General features: G+C 56.1%; 18 protein-coding genes and 3 pseudogenes. 11 read left to right on the plus strand and 10 right to left on the minus strand.

Going from position 1 to position 16,813, the window contains the following annotated elements:
- Positions 1-53: 53 nt before the first annotated feature.
- Positions 54-599 carry a nucleoside 2-deoxyribosyltransferase gene (locus FMN52_RS13995; RefSeq protein ID WP_148609197.1) on the minus strand — a complete coding sequence of 182 codons (546 nt, stop codon included), beginning with the start codon at positions 597-599 and terminating at the stop codon, positions 54-56.
- A gap of 168 nt (positions 600-767) precedes the next feature.
- On the opposite strand from FMN52_RS13995, the gene FMN52_RS14000 reads away from it, so the two are divergent.
- Positions 768-1,202, plus strand: coding sequence for an SRPBCC family protein (locus FMN52_RS14000; protein ID WP_148609198.1), 435 nt, complete (start codon positions 768-770; stop codon positions 1,200-1,202).
- Between the two features lie 132 nt (positions 1,203-1,334).
- Complete coding sequence (locus FMN52_RS14005; protein ID WP_148609199.1) at positions 1,335-1,712, plus strand: nuclear transport factor 2 family protein; 378 nt, start codon at positions 1,335-1,337, stop codon at positions 1,710-1,712.
- Between the two features lie 19 nt (positions 1,713-1,731).
- On the opposite strand, the gene FMN52_RS14010 is transcribed toward FMN52_RS14005, so the two are convergent.
- From FMN52_RS14010 to FMN52_RS14020, 3 genes are all read right to left on the minus strand, one after another.
- On the minus strand, positions 1,732-2,184 hold the full coding sequence (locus FMN52_RS14010) for an MgtC/SapB family protein (protein WP_148609200.1): 453 nt from the start codon (positions 2,182-2,184) through the stop codon (positions 1,732-1,734).
- Between the two features lie 50 nt (positions 2,185-2,234).
- Positions 2,235-2,411: a DUF1328 domain-containing protein gene (locus tag FMN52_RS14015; RefSeq protein ID WP_014578073.1), complete on the minus strand. Its 177-nt coding sequence runs from the start codon at positions 2,409-2,411 to the stop codon at positions 2,235-2,237.
- Positions 2,412-2,512: 101 nt separating this feature from the next.
- On the minus strand, positions 2,513-2,716 hold the full coding sequence (locus tag FMN52_RS14020) for a hypothetical protein (RefSeq protein WP_148609201.1): 204 nt from the start codon (positions 2,714-2,716) through the stop codon (positions 2,513-2,515).
- A gap of 104 nt (positions 2,717-2,820) precedes the next feature.
- On the opposite strand from FMN52_RS14020, the gene FMN52_RS19865 reads away from it, so the two are divergent.
- Positions 2,821-2,979, plus strand: coding sequence for a hypothetical protein (locus FMN52_RS19865; protein ID WP_162851872.1), 159 nt, complete (start codon positions 2,821-2,823; stop codon positions 2,977-2,979).
- A 14-nt stretch (positions 2,980-2,993) separates the two neighbouring features.
- Here the strand turns inward: FMN52_RS19865 and FMN52_RS14025 are convergent, their stop codons facing one another.
- The 3 genes from FMN52_RS14025 to FMN52_RS14035 form a co-directional block, all read right to left on the minus strand.
- A complete protein-coding gene (locus tag FMN52_RS14025) occupies positions 2,994-3,179 on the minus strand; it encodes a hypothetical protein (RefSeq protein ID WP_148609202.1) in 186 nt (61 codons plus the stop codon).
- Positions 3,180-3,240: 61 nt separating this feature from the next.
- Positions 3,241-4,236 (minus strand): DUF6635 family protein, encoded by a 996-nt coding sequence (locus FMN52_RS14030; RefSeq protein WP_240339484.1) that lies wholly within the window; start codon positions 4,234-4,236, stop codon positions 3,241-3,243.
- 191 nt (positions 4,237-4,427) lie between these two features.
- Positions 4,428-5,678, minus strand: coding sequence for a porin (locus FMN52_RS14035; RefSeq protein WP_148609203.1), 1,251 nt, complete (start codon positions 5,676-5,678; stop codon positions 4,428-4,430).
- Between the two features lie 145 nt (positions 5,679-5,823).
- Between FMN52_RS14035 and FMN52_RS14040 the strand changes: the two genes are divergently transcribed.
- From FMN52_RS14040 to FMN52_RS14070, 8 genes and pseudogenes are all read left to right on the plus strand, one after another.
- Positions 5,824-6,747 (plus strand): LysR family transcriptional regulator, encoded by a 924-nt coding sequence (locus FMN52_RS14040; protein ID WP_148609204.1) that lies wholly within the window; start codon positions 5,824-5,826, stop codon positions 6,745-6,747.
- A gap of 151 nt (positions 6,748-6,898) precedes the next feature.
- Complete coding sequence (locus FMN52_RS14045) at positions 6,899-8,452, plus strand: ABC transporter substrate-binding protein (protein WP_148609205.1); 1,554 nt, start codon at positions 6,899-6,901, stop codon at positions 8,450-8,452.
- Complete coding sequence (locus tag FMN52_RS14050; protein ID WP_148609206.1) at positions 8,452-9,369, plus strand: ABC transporter permease; 918 nt, start codon at positions 8,452-8,454, stop codon at positions 9,367-9,369. Before FMN52_RS14045 ends, FMN52_RS14050 begins: the two co-directional genes overlap by 1 nt.
- 21 nt (positions 9,370-9,390) lie before the next feature.
- Positions 9,391-10,311: an ABC transporter permease gene (locus tag FMN52_RS14055; protein WP_148609207.1), complete on the plus strand. Its 921-nt coding sequence runs from the start codon at positions 9,391-9,393 to the stop codon at positions 10,309-10,311.
- 1 nt (position 10,312) lies between these two features.
- Positions 10,313-11,272: pseudogene (locus tag FMN52_RS20140) on the plus strand (ABC transporter ATP-binding protein); the annotation flags it as partial.
- Between the two features lie 93 nt (positions 11,273-11,365).
- Positions 11,366-12,331, plus strand: a pseudogene (locus FMN52_RS20145) (oligopeptide/dipeptide ABC transporter ATP-binding protein); the annotation flags it as partial.
- A gap of 29 nt (positions 12,332-12,360) precedes the next feature.
- Entirely contained in the window at positions 12,361-13,434 is a 1,074-nt protein-coding gene (locus tag FMN52_RS14065; RefSeq protein WP_162851873.1) for a hypothetical protein, read from the plus strand.
- A gap of 42 nt (positions 13,435-13,476) precedes the next feature.
- On the plus strand, positions 13,477-14,259 hold the full coding sequence (locus FMN52_RS14070) for an alpha/beta hydrolase (protein ID WP_240339485.1): 783 nt from the start codon (positions 13,477-13,479) through the stop codon (positions 14,257-14,259).
- A 41-nt stretch (positions 14,260-14,300) separates the two neighbouring features.
- On the opposite strand, the gene FMN52_RS14075 is transcribed toward FMN52_RS14070, so the two are convergent.
- The 3 genes and pseudogenes from FMN52_RS14075 to FMN52_RS14085 form a co-directional block, all read right to left on the minus strand.
- Positions 14,301-15,032 carry an SDR family NAD(P)-dependent oxidoreductase gene (locus tag FMN52_RS14075; protein ID WP_148609210.1) on the minus strand — a complete coding sequence of 244 codons (732 nt, stop codon included), beginning with the start codon at positions 15,030-15,032 and terminating at the stop codon, positions 14,301-14,303.
- Positions 15,033-15,093: 61 nt separating this feature from the next.
- Positions 15,094-15,762 (minus strand): glutathione S-transferase, encoded by a 669-nt coding sequence (locus tag FMN52_RS14080; protein WP_148609211.1) that lies wholly within the window; start codon positions 15,760-15,762, stop codon positions 15,094-15,096.
- A gap of 90 nt (positions 15,763-15,852) precedes the next feature.
- A pseudogene (locus tag FMN52_RS14085) lies at positions 15,853-16,722 on the minus strand (patatin-like phospholipase family protein); the annotation flags it as partial.
- Positions 16,723-16,813 lie beyond the last annotated feature (91 nt).

The raw sequence follows: 16,813 nt of genomic DNA on the forward strand, positions 1-16,813 counted from the left end.
CTAGAGGCAAGCTTTTCCGATCTCGACGGTTCTGGCTTTCAGGGCCTGCAGGTTCAGGCATCGACCAGCGCCCGAACACAGCGACGGAACACTTCTGCTGAGAAAAACCGGTGTTCGCCTGGCTCGGCGGCCACCAATAGCTGGCCACCGGAGTCCCTGATTCCGCCCTCAATCATGAGGTTGTCGCTCATCTCAAAATCCTCAATGGAGTGGTCCGGATCGTCCAGATCGGCTGCGCCTGTGCGTTCCCGGTAGTGCCGGCTGTCCAGGGTGAATCCGAAGGCGGACTTGCCCTGGCCGATCATATAGCCTACCTCGAACACGGTGCCCGGATCCGCGCTGATGCCGCGAAAGGGCGTGAGGTTGGCGATGATGGCATCACAGCTGTCCATCAAGTCGCGGTTGGCGTGGTAGATCCGGTGTCCTCGGTCCTGTTTGGCCGCATCCTCTGAAAACACCAGTTCGGTGTCCAGCGGGTCTACGCCCTCAAGCCCAGCCTCTCGTAGCAGGCGTTTTTTCTCGTCGACAATGGCCCGATGTTCTTCGGCCGGGAAGAAAACTTCGGGTCCGGCGAGGTAGATGCGCTTGGGCTTCTGCATGATCAGGTGTCTGTCACTTTCTGCGACCCGAGTTCGTATTTAGTCATGCTCCACCTCCAGCAGTTTCCCGAATGGTCTGGAAACGGTATCAAAAAAACGAGGAAAACCCATTCATTTGATGACGCGTAAGCGTATCTTGTCTGTCAGCCCAGGTTTTAAGGAGTAGCTATGTTTCGCATTCACGTTGAGCGGGTTCTTGGAAAGGATATCGAGACTGTCTTCGAGGCCATTTCCGACCATGCCCGTTACGATCGCTTTCCAGGGGTTAGCAAGTCTTTGCTGATTGAGGCAGGGGAGCATGAGAAAAATGGCACCGGCGCCCTGAGAATTATTGGAGCAGGCCGGCTTGAACTGACTGAGCGTATTACGCAGTTTGAGAGGCCAAACCGGATGCACTATCAAATTGAAAAATCGAGCCCATTCGCCGTTCAGCACACGAAGGGGGAGATTATTTTAAAGCCCGAGGGCGAACAAACCCGGGTGACCTGGGTTTCCGAAGGGCACGTGCAGGTGCCCGTTCTGGGTCGGATAATGGACCGATTGGCTGAGCGCAGCTTTTCGAAAGCTTTCAGTTCTCTGCTCAAGGCCATTGAGCGGCTTTAGGGTGTTCTGACAATCGAATAGGCGTTTTGTTACGGCATTTCTCAGGTTCATGTTGTTGCACCGCCAGATGAGCTACTTTTTAAGGTAGCGAGAGCAATCAACATCGTCAGTCCCTGATTTTGGAGAATGTTCATGCAGCCAAAGGAAATTGTGGCTCAGTTCGTCGAAAACATCCGCGCCCAACGGTTGGATGAAGCCAAGGACCTGCTGGCCGAAGAGGGCTTTGAATACGTGGGGCCGAATATGCGTTTTCTCAGCCGGGACGACATGCTGGCCTACCAGTTCGGTATGTTTGCCATTCAGAAAGACCTGGTTCTTCGGCAGCTAAGTGCCGACGGCGAGCACGTGTTTGCGATCCTCGATTACCGTACCTACTTCGAGCCGATCGGAGATGTGCGCCTGGCAATCTGGTTTCGTGTGCGAGAGGAAAAAATCCAGTGCGTTGAAACTTTCTACAACGCAGCGGTGATCGAAAACATGCTGGGTGGGAGTCTGCCCGCCGCTGATTGAGCTTTTCAAAACTCCGGGCTCATTCCTCAATGACGTTCCGTTCAAAGCGGCCAAGCACCACCATAATGATGAGTGCCAAAACGGTCACCATGCTGGCAAGCACCAGGGTGCCGAGACCGCATGCGACCCCGATGGCTCCGGAAATCCAGATGGAGGCACCGGTGGTAATGCCCTGAACGTTGCCCCGGCTTTGAATGATGCAACCGGCACCAAGGAAACCGATACCGCCGATCACACCTTCAACGATCCGCGACGGGTCTATCCGGGCAGAGGGGTCGCCTTCGGCCGTTGTCATCAGGATGTGGAGGCCAATCAGGATGAATGCGGAAGCACCTACTGAGACCAGCATGTGGGAGCGCAGGCCTGCGGGCTTGCCGCGCAATTCCCGCTCAAGCCCCAGTAGCAGGGCCAGTCCTGCAGCCATCACCAGCCGGACCAATATGTCCATTGGTGGGATTTCGCTTTCGAACATACCGAATCTCCTGCGGAAAACGATATAGGCGATAGCGTCTTGGCCGCCCGCTAGACTTTTGGTCCTTTGCCGCGGAAGACGTTCACGATCAGTGACACGACCAGCAATACCAGGAAGATGAAGAACAGTATCTTCGCAAAGCCGGCGGCCGTCCCTGCAATACCTCCAAAACCAAGAACACCCGCAATGATCGCAATTACCAGACAGACGATAGCCCAATAGAGCATGTCCTATCCTCCTTACGAGAGATGTCCTTCAACATTGGCACGCAGATCGTGTATGCGCAACTTTATGGGGTGTTTGTGTAGGGACAGTAAGGGAGTATCCATTAGAGTTCGATAAACCGCGGCACCACCATCAGCCCAGCACCCACCGCCAACATCTCCCAGGCGCTGCTCGCCAGATACGGATAAAGAATCATGGCAATGCCGCAGTATCGGATGACAATGTTTTTCATGCGCCGCCCGTACATGAAATACCCGAAACCGATGCAACCGAACAGCAGCGCCAGGAAAATGTCAGCGGTTTCCATGCGGTGAAGTCCTCTGATCTACAGAAATCGAACAATTTTTCGCCATTTCGGGTATACTGGCGGGCTTATGTTGTTAATGAAGCCATCCTGACCTGGATATTACTATGAGCAAGAAACCCGAGAAAGTAACTCTGACGTCCGCCGCGATTGAGGAACAGACCGCTGCTTTTTTAAAGGCGGGGGGATCCGTTGAATATGTCGGCAAAGGTAAAAGCGGACAAATTGCCCCAACGGGTTCAAAGCAGATTAGCCTGAAAAAGTAACGATAGAACGCAACTCAGTGGCGAGGATTGCTTTGATCTGGAGAGGACTCGTCATCTGAGGCGTTATCATTCGATGTAAGGTAATAGTCCTTCTCATCGAATGTTTTCACATCAGGATCTTCAACGACGTTTTTGCGCTTGCCCCGATATAGCCAGATGGCTACTACCGCGACGATTATTGCGATCACAATCCACTTCATGTCCCTTTCCTCCGGAAGATAGTAACTCCTATAGTGAGGACCCCGCAGGGCGATCCGTCAACTAGAGTAAACCTGCTTTGATCATGTCGAAGGTGTCCAGAACCCGGGCTATGAACTGGTCTTTCGGGCGGAAGCTGCTTTGCGTACTGAGCGTGACGTCTCTCTGTAGATGATCCAGCAGTTTGTGCAGACGCCTTCGGTGCAAGCCGAGCGCCGCCTGAATGGGATCAAAAATCATACCGGATAAAGCTGCGAACGCCGCCAGTGCGGCCATGACGGCGAGCATGACGCTGGCCGTGGTCAGCGCGGAAGGCTCTGGTGGAAACACGCTGTAATACCACCCGCCAATGGTCTCACCGAGGATGAAATCCCTGGCGGCCAGAGTCTTGGCAAGCACGGATGCGAGCATGACCCCAAGCCCGATTCCACCGGGGGTGAACTTCTGAAAGGCGAACGCCCCCAACACCGTACAGGTGATGCTGTTGGTGATATCGGCTGATGCCGTGCGGGTCACCCTGTACTGACTGAGTGTGTCTGCCACCAGCGGTTCGATCAGAGTTTTGAACTGCTGATGATCGACCGGCTCGCAGTTATGGCGCTCATAAACGGCTTCCAATTCTTCAATCAGGTAGCTCTCCAGCAGCGGTTTTTCCCGGCCATTGTTCAAAAGCTCTACCAGAATCAGGTGGGAGATGTGCTGTTGTACCTGAGTGGTAAGACCGGCGGGTACCCGGTTGGCCACTTTGTGAAGCCACCGCAGGGCTGAACGTTGGGGAACGAGGATTTTCAGCAGGCAGGCGAGGGCATAGACGGGTGCCCACAGTAGATTGATGGGTGCCCGAAGCATGTCCCATCCCAGCGCGATCCGGTTGGTTGCGAAGGCCCCCGGGTAGTGGAAATGGCGGTCAATGAATGCCGGTATTCGGCCCCGGCAGTCGTCAAAGTAGCGCTCAATGCCTGAGCGGATTGCCTGCTCTACCTCAGCTTCGGAAAAGGTTTGTTCCGGCGTTGCGGACCGGGGCGCAGGCGAGTCTCCCGCCAAGTAATCACTGCTCACATGCAAGCCTGAACCTGGTCACCGCGGGCTGGGCGGATTCCGATCCTGTCGACCCGACCGGTCTGGGGAAGGGTGTCTAGCAGGGTTTGGAGTGAGGTCTGTTGAGGGTTCGTCATTCGCTGAAATTACCATAAAAAAGCCCCTGCAAGCAGGGGCAAAAAGACAACAACAAAGATGCTGTGTTGATCGCTCTAGAACTTCACCCGCAAGCCGGTAGTCACCAGAATGATGTCTTCATACTCCGGGGCATAACAGGTATTTCCTGATGTGGTGCACCATTCGGCCCGCTCATGGCTGTGGATTTTGGCGCCCGCGTAGGCGTCAAACAGGTCGGTCGGGCTAAAGACATAACCCATGCCAATCACAGACCCTTTCTCGTCATTTTTGTTCCGATCCCGGGTTTCGCCGTAATGAATGTCAAAGGCATGTGTTCTGTTAGGACGGTAGCCGAGCTTCACGTAGCGGAACTGACCAAGTTCCGAATCGGTGGCGTCAAAGGTATCCGTCGCTTCCTCGGCGGTCAGTTTCTGGGCGCGGTTTACTGCAGCCAGGGTCAGGTTCAGGCCGGTATCACTGTGAAAGTAAGATACCGAGCCGCCGTAGATGTTTACATCCGGCTCGTCACTGCTGAGGTTGTCGACGTTCTGAGTCGCACGGGAATAACCGGCGCCAATCAACATACGGCCACCCGGAACCCGCAAGCCGGATTTAACGCCCATCTGGAGAACTGAGTCCTGACCATCATCGCCGTCGTGGCCGGCACTCACTGATACTGTAACGGGGCCAATGCGGGGGCTGTCGTAACGGATCCGGTTATGACGGCCTTCAAAGTTGTAATCCCGGATACTGCCGGAAATGCTTACTTCGTTCCCGAACGGGTTGGCTTCATCAAAGGGATTGATTTCCGGTGGGGTTCTGTTCGGCCTTGAACGAAACGATGCCGGGAAGGGTTTCAGTGCGAACCGGAGTTCGCCACCAATCAGACTGGGATTGCGGAAACTGATCACGCCTGTGCCGGAATAATCCCGGCGTCCCGCATTGTAGGCGGCGCCCTCACCGAGGCCTACGGTCAGTTTGCCGTAGGGTGTGTCCAGAAAGGCATCGGTGACGCGCTCATCCAGCTCCGGGCCGAAGTTTTTCTGTGCTGGATCCACATCGTTGGATCCGTTGGCAAATACCCCAACTTCGATCAGTGCACCGGCGGTCCAGCCGTCAATGATGCGCTGGGTGCCGCCAATGTTGAACCTGGTGGGGCTATTGCGGTTGTCTACATGGTAGATCTCGGTATCGGATCCAAGTCCAAGTTCGTTGGCATTATAACCGTCTTTCGCGTACATGATTGCCCGGTTTACCTGGCCACCTACTTCTACCTCAAGGGCCGATGCCGGGGATGCCGCAATGCCGAAAATTCCAGCCGCCAGCAGTGTTTTTGAAAACCTCATATTGCCTCCGGTTTTTGTTTTGTACTGATTCCTCAGTGGCGTTTCCTATGTTGACGCCTCCTGTTATCGACTACAGTTGATACCTATGTAAATTGAAAACATTAGATAGATATATGCGTTTTATGCATGTGATCCGGAGATCATTATGAATATCAAGAAGTTGAGGTGCTTCCGTGCGGTGGTAATACATGGCTCTTTGGTGGCGGCCGCATCTGTGATGAACCTGAGTCAGCCGGCAACCAGTCGTCTCATCTCCACATTAGAAGACGAACTGAAGCTAAAACTTTTCAAGCGTGAGAAGCGCCGCCTCGTGCTGACCCCTGAAGGCAAGGAGTTCTATCAGGAGGCAGAGAAGATTCTGGCCAACCTCGATGATCTGCCCCGCATCGTGAGGGAAATCAAGGATGGTGGTACCCGTACCCTTCGGATTGTGGCACTTGCCCGGCTGGCGAACAGCCTGGTTTCTCCGGCGCTTGCCCGGTTCGTGGCGGAACATCCTGAACAACGTTTCAGTGTAGACGTTCGAGGCCATCGTGATATCGAACAGTGGGTGGCTGGCAGGCATTACGACATTGCGGTGGCACTGACCAAGCCCTGCAACCACCCATCGGTGATTCAGAGGCCTTTCTTTGATACGGATGCCATGGTGATGGTGCCAAAAGGCCATCCGCTGGAACAGCTGGATTCCGTGACACCGGAACAGATGTCAGAACACGACATCATTGCGCTGGCTCCGGGACTGCGACCACGATTTCAGATGGAAGAGATCTTCAATGCCGCTGGCGTTGAACTCACCTGCAAGATCGAAACAACCTCCAGCGTGCTGGCCTGCCAGATGGTGGTAGAGGGGCTTGGCGTAACCATTATTGACCGACTGGCAGCACTGGCGGTTGATGAAAGCCGATACAGTCTGCTGCCCCTGAACCCGACATACAGGCTTCAGTTTGTTCTGCTCTTTCCTCCGGGCTTTGAAGAAACACCAGCGACTAAGAGCCTGGTTCGTTGCCTTGGTAACCAGGTACGCGAGTCTCTGGGCGATCACGCCGTGATGACTGGCGACATCGATTAAAGATGCATTAATTGCATAGAAATATGACTTATATTCAATTTTAAAATCAATTAGCCGTCCCTAAACTGGCCTCATTCACTGATCGCCCATCAATGAACCTCGCCAGGGTGGGTTGGTTAGATTCTCCAAATAATGACAATCAGGAGGAGAGATGAGGACCCGGACCCCGGTGCCATTCAAAAACCGATTAACGAGCGTGGTCGTCGCTGGCCTCTTGCCGTTGTGCGCAAACGCAGGCAAGGACGACAACACGCTGGTGGTTGCTTTTGAAAAACCACTGACCACCGTCGACCGGCTCTATTCGATCCAGCGTGAGGGACTGATTCTCTCCCGCCTGACCGACGACGGCCTTTTCTATGTGAACCCAGAGTCTCTCGAATTTGAGCCACTGGCTGCCGAGTCTTATGAGTGGGTCAATGAAACCACGCTGGATGTCACCGTGCGGGACGATGTGCTTTTCCATGATGGAAGCAAACTGACCGCCGACGATGTGGTTTATACCTTTGAATGGGTGCTCGATGGAGAGTCCGACACCAGTCGCGGACCTGTGATTCAGTCTTGGCTCGAGAGCATTGAGAAGACCGGCCCGAGAACCGTGCGCTTTAACCTGCGGCTGCCGTATCCAATGGCGTTGCGGGACATGGCGATCAGTATCCCTGTACGCAAAAAGGGTACGTATGAGGGGGCCGATGGAATGGAGGACGCGGCCGAAGACAGACCGCTGAACGGTATTGGCCCATACCGGATCAAGGAGTTCAGTGCCGGCCGGGAAATTGTCATTGAGCGTTTTGATAATTACTACCAGGCCAGTCCGAAAGCCAATCCCGCTATTGAAACCATGATATTCCGGGTCATCCCGGACCAGGGGACCCAACAGGCGGAGCTGCTCAGTGGTGGTATCGACATGATGATGGGCGTGCCGCCGGATGTGGCCGACAACATCAGCCACCTCCCGGGTGTCGAGCGCAAGGAAGGCAATGATATTCGCATTGGCTACATCACTCTGGACGCTGCCGGCTATTCAGACCCGGAAAGCCCGTTTACCAAACTCAAGGTGCGTCAGGCGATCAATCACGCCATCAATCGCGAGGAAATCACCCGATATCTGGTGCGCGGCAGTGCGGAGGTGGTTCCTTATGCCTGTCACCCCCGGCAGTTTGGCTGCAAAGGTGACGGCCCGGTTTATCCCTACAATCCTGAAAAGGCGAAGCGGCTTCTGGAAGAAGCCGGTTACCCGGATGGCTTTGCCTTCAAGCTGTGGGCCTACCGGGAAAAGATCATTGCCGAAGCCGTGGTCAGCGACCTGAAGGCGATCGGTCTGGATGTTGATCTTCGGTTCGTGAAGCTGAATGTGTTCGCCAAAGTCCGCAATGACAAGGACATGGAAGCGTTCTTTGCCTCCTACGGTAGTGGTGGTACCGCTGACGCCTCTGCTTCAACCGGGGTGCACTTTGCCGAGGGTTCTGCCCGCAACTACACCGATGACGAAGCGCTGGCAGAGACCGTTCTGGCCGCCGAGCGCACCATCGACACCGATAAGAGGAAACGGCTTTATCGTGAGGCCCTGAATCGCATTGCCGAGCAGGCCTACTGGGTTCCCATGTTTTCCTACAGCCAAAACTACCTGCTGTCGCCGGGGCTTGAGTTCTCAGTTCCCAAAGACGGTGTTCCGCGTTTCTGGCAAGCCAGCTGGAGCGACCAATAATGCTTAATTACATCCTCCGACGTGGGCTGATGGCCCTGCTAGTAGCACTGACAGTGTCTTTCGGCACGTTTGCACTGTTCCATTTTGCGACGGACCCCGCTCAGACCATTGCGGGCGAAGACGCGCCCCAGGAAATGGTCGACGATATCCGCGAGCAGTACGGTTTTGACCGGCCGGTGTCTGTCCAGTACGCCGACTGGCTTGGCAGTGCCCTTCAGGGCGATTTCGGCCAGAGCTATTTCTGGAAGCAACCGGTGGTGGAACTGATCAAGGACCACGCCAAAGTCACCATCGTGCTGGCGCTGGCGGCATTGGGGGTCACCATCCTGATCGCGCTGCCATTGGGAATCAGTGCAGCCCTGAAACCCAACAGTTGGGTGGACCGGTTTGCACTGTCGACGGCGGTGTCGGCCCAGGCCATCCCCAACTTCTGGCTGGGCCTGATGCTGATCATCCTGTTCTCCGTGACCTTTCCGATATTTCCGGTGTCCGGTGATGCCACCTGGAAACACTATGTACTGCCTGCGCTGGTACTCGGGGCCAGCTCGGTCCCTGCGGTGATGCGCTTGACCCGAACTGGTCTGCTGGACGTGCTCTCATCCGATTACATTCGCACCGCTCGCGCCAAGGGCTTTATGGGCTACCGGTTGATTCTGCAGCAGGCCATGCGCAACGCCTTGCTGCCTATTGTCAGTGTGCTGGCCGTGCAGCTTGGCCACAAGCTGGGTGGTTCGGTGGTGACCGAATCAGTATTCAGTATGAATGGCCTTGGCCGCCTGGCCGTGGAATCCATTTTCAACTCGGACATTCCGACAGTGCAGTCTTTGATCCTGATCTTTGTACTGACGTTCGTACTGCTCACGCTGGCGGCTGATCTGATCAACGCCTGGCTTGACCCACGGATCCGGATGGGGTGAACCATGACTGCTAGAAACGCTATGAATCCATCTGAACTGACAGCCGACGAACGGCACATCGAGTCGGAAGAGGCCGGTCTTGGCCTCAGCCCGACTATGGCAGCTCTCAAGCGCGCCCGCAGCCACTATGGCCTGAAGATCGGCTTCGGCATCCTGCTGGTAATGGCTGTGTTTGCCCTGTTTGCTCCCTGGCTGGCACCCCATGATCCATACCTGCAGAACCTGCCCATGCGTATGCTGCCGCCGGTCTGGGTAGAAGGCGGCACCTGGGAATACCTGCTGGGTACTGATCATCTAGGCCGGGATTACCTCAGCCGCATTATCTACGGTGCTCGCATCTCCATGACCATCGGTATTGGGGCCGCCACCATTGGCATGATCATCGGCGTCACCCTTGGTCTGCTCGCCGGGTACTTCGGCGGCTGGCTGGATCAGGCGGTGAACTTTCTGGTGACTTGCCAGCTGGCGGTGCCCAGCCTGCTGTTGATAATGGCGCTGGTGTTCGTCATTGGCCAGTCGATCACGGTGGTGATCTTCGTGATTGGTGCCACTCACTGGGTGTTTTATCTGGTGGTCACGCGATCAGCAACGCTGCGAATGCGGGAATTGGATTTTGTCGCAGCGGCACAGGCCATGGGGTGCAGCAAATTCCAGATTGCGGTCAAGGAAGTGCTGCCGAACCTGGTCAACCAGATCATGGTGATTTTCACCCTGGAGGTGGCGGTGGCGATCCTGAACGAGGCTACCCTGTCATTCCTGGGCCTGGGCATTCCATCGCCGATTCCGTCCTGGGGTCTGATGATCGCCGAAGGCAAGCAGGCGATGTTCTTCCAGCCCTGGCTGGTGATTCTGCCCGGCATCTCGCTATTCATCCTCGTTATTGCCATCAACCTGCTGGGTGATGGTGTGCGGGACGTGACCGTTACCAATCGGAGGAATTGATATGAGCACGGCTTCCATTCTGGATATCCAGGATCTGTCAGTCGACATTCCGACCGATTCGAGCACGCTGCACGCGGTGCGGGGCATCAGCCTGGAGCTCAATCGGGGCGAAACCCTGGGTATTGTGGGCGAATCCGGCTCTGGTAAATCCATGACGGCTTTGGCTCTGATGAACCTGCTGCCACCGGCTGCCCGGCGCCAGGCGTCCTGTATCGACTTTGACGGCAGTGACCTGACTCACGCCACAGAACGTGAACTGGCCAGCAAGATCCGGGGCCAGCGCATCGGAATGATTTTCCAGGAGCCGATGACCAGCCTGAATCCGGTGTATTCGATCGGCCGGCAGCTCAAGGAAACCATGACGCTGCATAGGAAGGTATCCGACGCAGAGGCCGAAAAGCGGGCAATCTACCTGCTGGAGAAGGTAGGCCTGCCAGACCCTGCCAGCCGGCTTAAGCAGTACCCCCATGAATTGTCCGGTGGTCAGCGTCAGCGGGTGATGATCGCCATGGCCCTGATGAACGAGCCGGAGTTGCTGATTGCCGACGAGCCAACGACGGCTCTGGATGTGACCATCCAGGCCCAGATTCTGCACCTGCTGCGGGAGTTGCAGCAGGAATTCGGTATGTCCATGATTCTGATCACCCACGATCTGGGCGTGGTGTCGCGAGCCGCCGACAACATAGCAGTGATGTACGCAGGTGACATTGTCGAAACCGGTAAGACTGCCGAGGTACTCGAAGACCCTCGCCACCCCTACACGAAAGGGCTGCTGGAGTGTGTGCCGGGGTATCAGGGCGGCAGTCAGCAAAGGCTTGGGGCCATTCCGGGTATCGTTCCTGCCATGACTGGCGAAATCTCTGGCTGTGCCTTTGCTTCCCGGTGCCCGAGGGCAGCCGATGTTTGCAGGACTACGAATCCTCCCACCAAGAAACTCCATGAGGGCCGGTATTTTGTCTGCCACGAGCCGGATATTCCGAATCAGGGCAGGGCAACCAAGCAGTCAGCTCCTGGTAAAGCGACTGGCAAAACTGCTAGCCATGGGGCGGAAGATGTTCTGACGGTGGACCACGTCAGCTGTACCTTTTCAGTGCGACGGGGCCTCTTCGGCAAGCGCAAACCGCTGCAGGCACTGGATGACGTCAGCCTGACCCTGAAAAAGGGCGAGGTACTGGCGCTGGTCGGTGAGTCCGGATGCGGGAAAACCACATTAACCCGAACCATCATGGGACTCCAGGCATCGTCTAAGGGCTCTGTTACGCTCAATGGTCAGCGGATTGAAAATCTGCCGCCCATGGAACGGGCCCGCATGATACAGCCCATTTTTCAGGACCCCTATTCGTCCCTGAATCCCCGGAAAACCATTGGCGAGATCATCGCCAAGCCACTCGTGGTGCACGGTATTGGGTCTAAGCACGAGCAGCATCAGCAGGTTCGAAAAATGATGGACCTGGTGGGCCTGCCTTCACGGGTTTTCAACAGTTACCCAGATCAGTTGTCCGGTGGTCAGCGCCAACGTGCCGCCATAGGCCGGGCCTTGATACTGAATCCGGAGGTGGTCATCTGCGATGAGCCCACCTCTGCGCTGGATGTTTCCGTACAGGCCCAGATCCTGAACCTGCTGCTGGACCTTCGGGACGAGCTGGATCTGACCTATCTGTTCGTTACCCATAACCTGTCTGTTGTTCAGCACATGGCGGATCGGGTAGCTGTTATGTATCTGGGCGAAATCGTCGAATGCGGCGAGCGTGACCAGGTGATGTCCAACCCCAAGCATCCTTATACCCATGCGCTGATGGATTCGGCGCTGAGCATTTCTCCGGGCGAGAGCGTGCCTGACCCGGGCTTGTCCGGCGAATTTCCAAATCCGATGAATCGGCCCAGCGGGTGTCCATTTCACCCACGCTGTCCGCTTGCGGATCAGCAATGCCGTGAACAGGCCCCGGCGCCGGAACTCATCGACAACACGCTGGTTCAGTGCTGGAAGGCAAGAGCCGCCGGCAGCCAACTGAAATCCTGATCCAAACAACAAAACAGAGGACCTGCGCCATGAAACTCATCGCCATATTTCTAATAGGGCTTATGTCTGCCCTCTCCGGTTGTGCTTCGGTGCAATCTGGTAGCACGGCATACAGCGACGAATCCGAATCTGATCTATTCCAGCCGGAAACCTTTGAGAGCTACGGCTCTTTCGTGGTATCCGCCGGCACTGATGCAAAGCCGGTGGATATGAGGCTGTGGTATTCCCGCCCCGACCAGATCACGCCCAACACCCGGGTCATGATGGTAATGCATGGCGGGCGCCGTGATGCGGACACGTACCGTGACTACTGGGGTGCTTACGCCAAACAGTACGGCGTACTGATCGTCGCTCCGGAGATTTCGAACGAGGACTTTCCCACGGGTTGGGGGTATCAAACCGGCAACTGGGTGACGCCGGACTCCGACTCCACGGATGCCTCCAAGGGCGAGCGAGTACCCGTTGAGCAGACATCATTTGCTGCCTTCGAGCGGGCATTTGATGAGCTGAAAAAGCATTTTGACCTTAACGCCGAAACCTATGACATCTGGGGCCATGGCAGCGGGGCTCAGTTTGTAACTCGCATGATCATGCTCTATCCCCAGGCCCGGATTGGAACCGGCATAGCCGCAAACTCGGGCACCTATACGTTCCCGGACTGGAGCCTGCCACTGCGTTACGGGCTGAAGAACACGGGTATCGAGCCGGAAGACCTCAAAGCGTCTTACAAGCATCACCTGGTGATTATGTTGGGCACCGATGATGACGACACTTCCCATCGCCTGCTTAGCCAGCTTGAGATCGCCAAGGCTCAGGGGGCCCACCGTCTGGAAAAGGGCAAGAACTTTTACCGGGTGAACAGGGAACTGGCCGACAAGTTGAACACGAAATACAACTGGGAATTGCAAACGGTATACGGCGTTGGCCACAGCGGGCGAAAAATGTCGGCAGCAGGCGCCGAATACCTGCTGGAAGGTAAAGCCGAGGAGCCACTGTTCACAGACGATATGGAGGTGAACGAATCCTACCGCTCGGACGGTGATTCCGAAGAAGAAAACGAACTGCTGAAAGGCTCAGACGACGGTGAAGAATCTCCGTTCTGAAGACACTCAATTTTGAGCGAAGGGACCACTATGGAACAGCAAATGCCCCGATCGATTGTACGCCTTGCGCATGGTCGGCTTAGCTACCTGGAAAACGGCAGCGGTACGCCGGTGCTCTTCCTTCACGGCCTGAATGGCAACGGATCGAGCTGGGTTGACCAGCTGTCGGCTCTGGCGACGTCGATGAAGATGTGGGCTTGGGACGCACCCGGATATGGACAGTCCGATGTTGCCGGCGATTCGGTGACAGATCTGGCAAGAGTTGCCATCGAGTTTCTGGAATCCTTTGGTGCCGGCCCGGTCAATCTGGTCGGGCATTCCATGGGTGGTCTGGTGGCCATGAAAATTGCCATCATGAAACCCGAGCTCGTGAAACGACTGGTGCTGTCGTGTACCCATCCAGGCCACGGCCTGACGGACGGAGCTAACGATCGTTACCAGCGGAGGTTGCGGGAATTGGAGGAACTACCCAAGGAGGAGTACGGTCGGCGAAGGGCAAAAGGCATGTTGCCAGAAGGAGCCAGCGAGACGTTGTTCCAGCGAGTAGCGGCGATTGCGGCTGAATCCCGCCCGGATGGTGTGGTGAATGCGGCCTGGGCTATCCAGACTGCTAACCTGATACCGGAATTGTCGAAAATTCAGGCGCCGACCCTTGTGATTACCTGTGACAAGGACTCGGTAGCGCCGTTAAAAAAAGCCGAGCCGCTGCTCGAGAATATCCCACACGTGCAGCACCTGGAACTGAAAGGCCTGGGGCATGCGCCTTACCTTGAAGATGCCGAGCTTTATAACGCGGCGGTATCGGATTTCCTGCTGGCAAACTGAGCCTGCAGGAAGCTACTGGGCAGGCTGTACTTCGGAGGCTTCTACCAGGCTTCTGAAAACGGCCTGGCATCTAGCTCGAAGGTCCAGGCCGAGCGCGGTTGGTTGTGCAGCTGCCAGTAGGTTTCCGCGAGGTCGTCTGGCTCGATGATGCCGTCCTCGCCTTTGCTGGCGTACAGATCCGGCAGGAATTCGGCGGTGGCCTCGTTGCGGATGAGACCATCAACGATGACGTGGGCGACGTGAATGCCTTCCGGGCCCAATTCCCGCGCCATGCTCTGTGCCAGGGCCCGCAGGGCATGCTTGCCGCCGGCAAAGGCCGCAAAGCCGCGTCCACCCCTGAGGCTGGCGGATGCGCCGGTGAACAGGATAGTGCCCTCGTTGCGAGGCAACATCTTCTTTGCCACCTCGCGCCCCACGAGAAACCCTGCCAGTGCGCACATTTCCCAGACTTTTCGATAGACCCGGGTGCTGGTTTCAGAGATGTCGTATCGGACATTTCCGCCCACGTTGAAGACGGCGACTCGGATCGGGCCAAGCTCCGATTCCACTCGATTGATCAGCTCGCTGACCTGGTCTTCGTCCCGGGCATCGGAGTGAATGGCCGTAGCCGTTGTTCCAAGCGCCTCGATTTGTGCGCTGACCAGATCCAGATCACCGCGCCTGCGGGTGACAACCAGGTGAAACCCCTCCCTGGCAAAGCGCCGTGCGATGGCGGAACCCAGATGGTCTCCTGCTCCGATGATCAGAGCGATTGGCTTGTCTGTGGGGCCCATCGTGTCACCTGCAGGCGTGGTTTGGGTTTGTGTCGTGTTTATCGAGGCGCTGCCTTCTTACCTAAGCAAAGTCGTAATCCCCGCCCTTTGCAAGCGCCTTCTCATATGCCGGTCTGGCGTGAACCCGCTTCACCCAGTCGGTGATGTGGGGCCGGTTTTTGCCAACGATGCCCCGTGCCACTGAAGCCTCAAGGGGGAAGCTCATCTGGATATCCGCAGCACTCAGGTTGTCACCCAGGAACCAGGTGTTCTTTGCCAGGTGGTCTTCCACAAAATCCAGATGGGTCTTGATCATTGGGCCGATGAAGATTTCGTTGGTCTTGTCTGAAATGCCTTTGGCGACGGGCTTTATAAAGAACGGCATCGGGCTGGTTTTGACCTTCTCAAACACCAGGCGCATGACCAGCGGTGGCATCAGGGAGCCCTCTGCGTAATGCAGCCAGTAGGTGTAATCGAGCCATGCCTGCCCGCCGCCCTCAGGCAGCAGGGTGTCTTTGCCGTAGGTGTGGGCCAGGTATTCAATAATGGCGCCGGACTCGGCCACCACCAGATCTCCGTCGGTGATCACGGGGGACTTTCCCAGAGGGTGTACCTTTTTGAGACTTTCCGGCGCCAGCATGGTTTTTGGGTCACGCTGGTAATGCTTAATCTCATAGGGAACTCCAAGCTCTTCCAGCATCCAGAGAACGCGTTGTGAACGGGAATTGTTGAGATGGTGGACAGTAATCATGCGCAAGCTCCATTCGCATTGAAAAATGGTTGGGTGTGAAGAGTAGTCTTCAAAGTCCGTTTTGGTTCACCGCCAGCGGTGATTGAGCGGCTAATTCCGGTTGCGCACGGCAAAGCCGTGGCGTTTTAGTTCCTTGAGAATCTCGGGCACCTTGAAGGGCATTAATGTGCGGGTTGTTTTCAGAAGGCTGATCGCAATGTGCATTCGCTTGTACCAGAGTACCTGGCGAATTTTTTTCTTCATGGGCTGGTAGCCTTCCAGGTAAAGCTCGTCCACACGGTCTGCGTTGTTGGTGAGACTGTAGTCGCTCAGATCCAGCGGTACCGCTATGTCGGCGTTCTTGAGCTGCTTGCGGGTGTTGAAATCGATCCCAATGTTGATGGCATTGGTGATGACATCGAAGGTGTTGTCCGGTTTCGGGTATCGGCTGACATGGCTTAGATCAACCGCCACAGAAATCCCGGCGCCCATCGCCGCCAACGGCGAAATAGGGACGTTTTCAACCAGCCCGCCGTCCACCAGTGTCCGCCCATCGATCTCGACCGGCACAAACAGGCCGGGTACCGCCATGGAAGCGCAAACGACATCCGCCAGGTTGCCCTCCCGGAAGATCAGCTGTTCGCCGGTTTCGATATCCGTTGCGCAGATGGCCAGTGGAATCTCGGCGTCTTCGATCCGGACATCCCCGAGGTCCCGATGGATCATCTCCCGAATGGCATGGGTGCTGAAAAGACCGCCGCGCTCGAACGTAAAGTTGATGATTTTCGAGAGGTTCAGCGTCGAACAGATGGAAAGAATGGATTCCGCCGGCCGGCCGAAGGCGTAATAGCTGGCGATCAGTGCCCCCGCACTGGTTCCGGAAATGCAGTGGATCTTGATTTGCTCCTCCTCGAAGGCTTTAAGAACGCCAATATGGGCAATGCCTTTCGCAGCCCCGCCTCCCAGAGCCAGACCGATACGGGTGTTAAAGGGGTTGAGTTTCATGAGCAGGAACCTTCAGGTGTTGCAGGGGCAAGTATCGGCCAAGTCTAACAGAGTTGATGGTGAGGTC

The sequence above is a fragment of the Marinobacter sp. BW6 genome (genome assembly GCF_008107725.1).
Lineage (GTDB): Bacteria > Pseudomonadota > Gammaproteobacteria > Pseudomonadales > Oleiphilaceae > Marinobacter.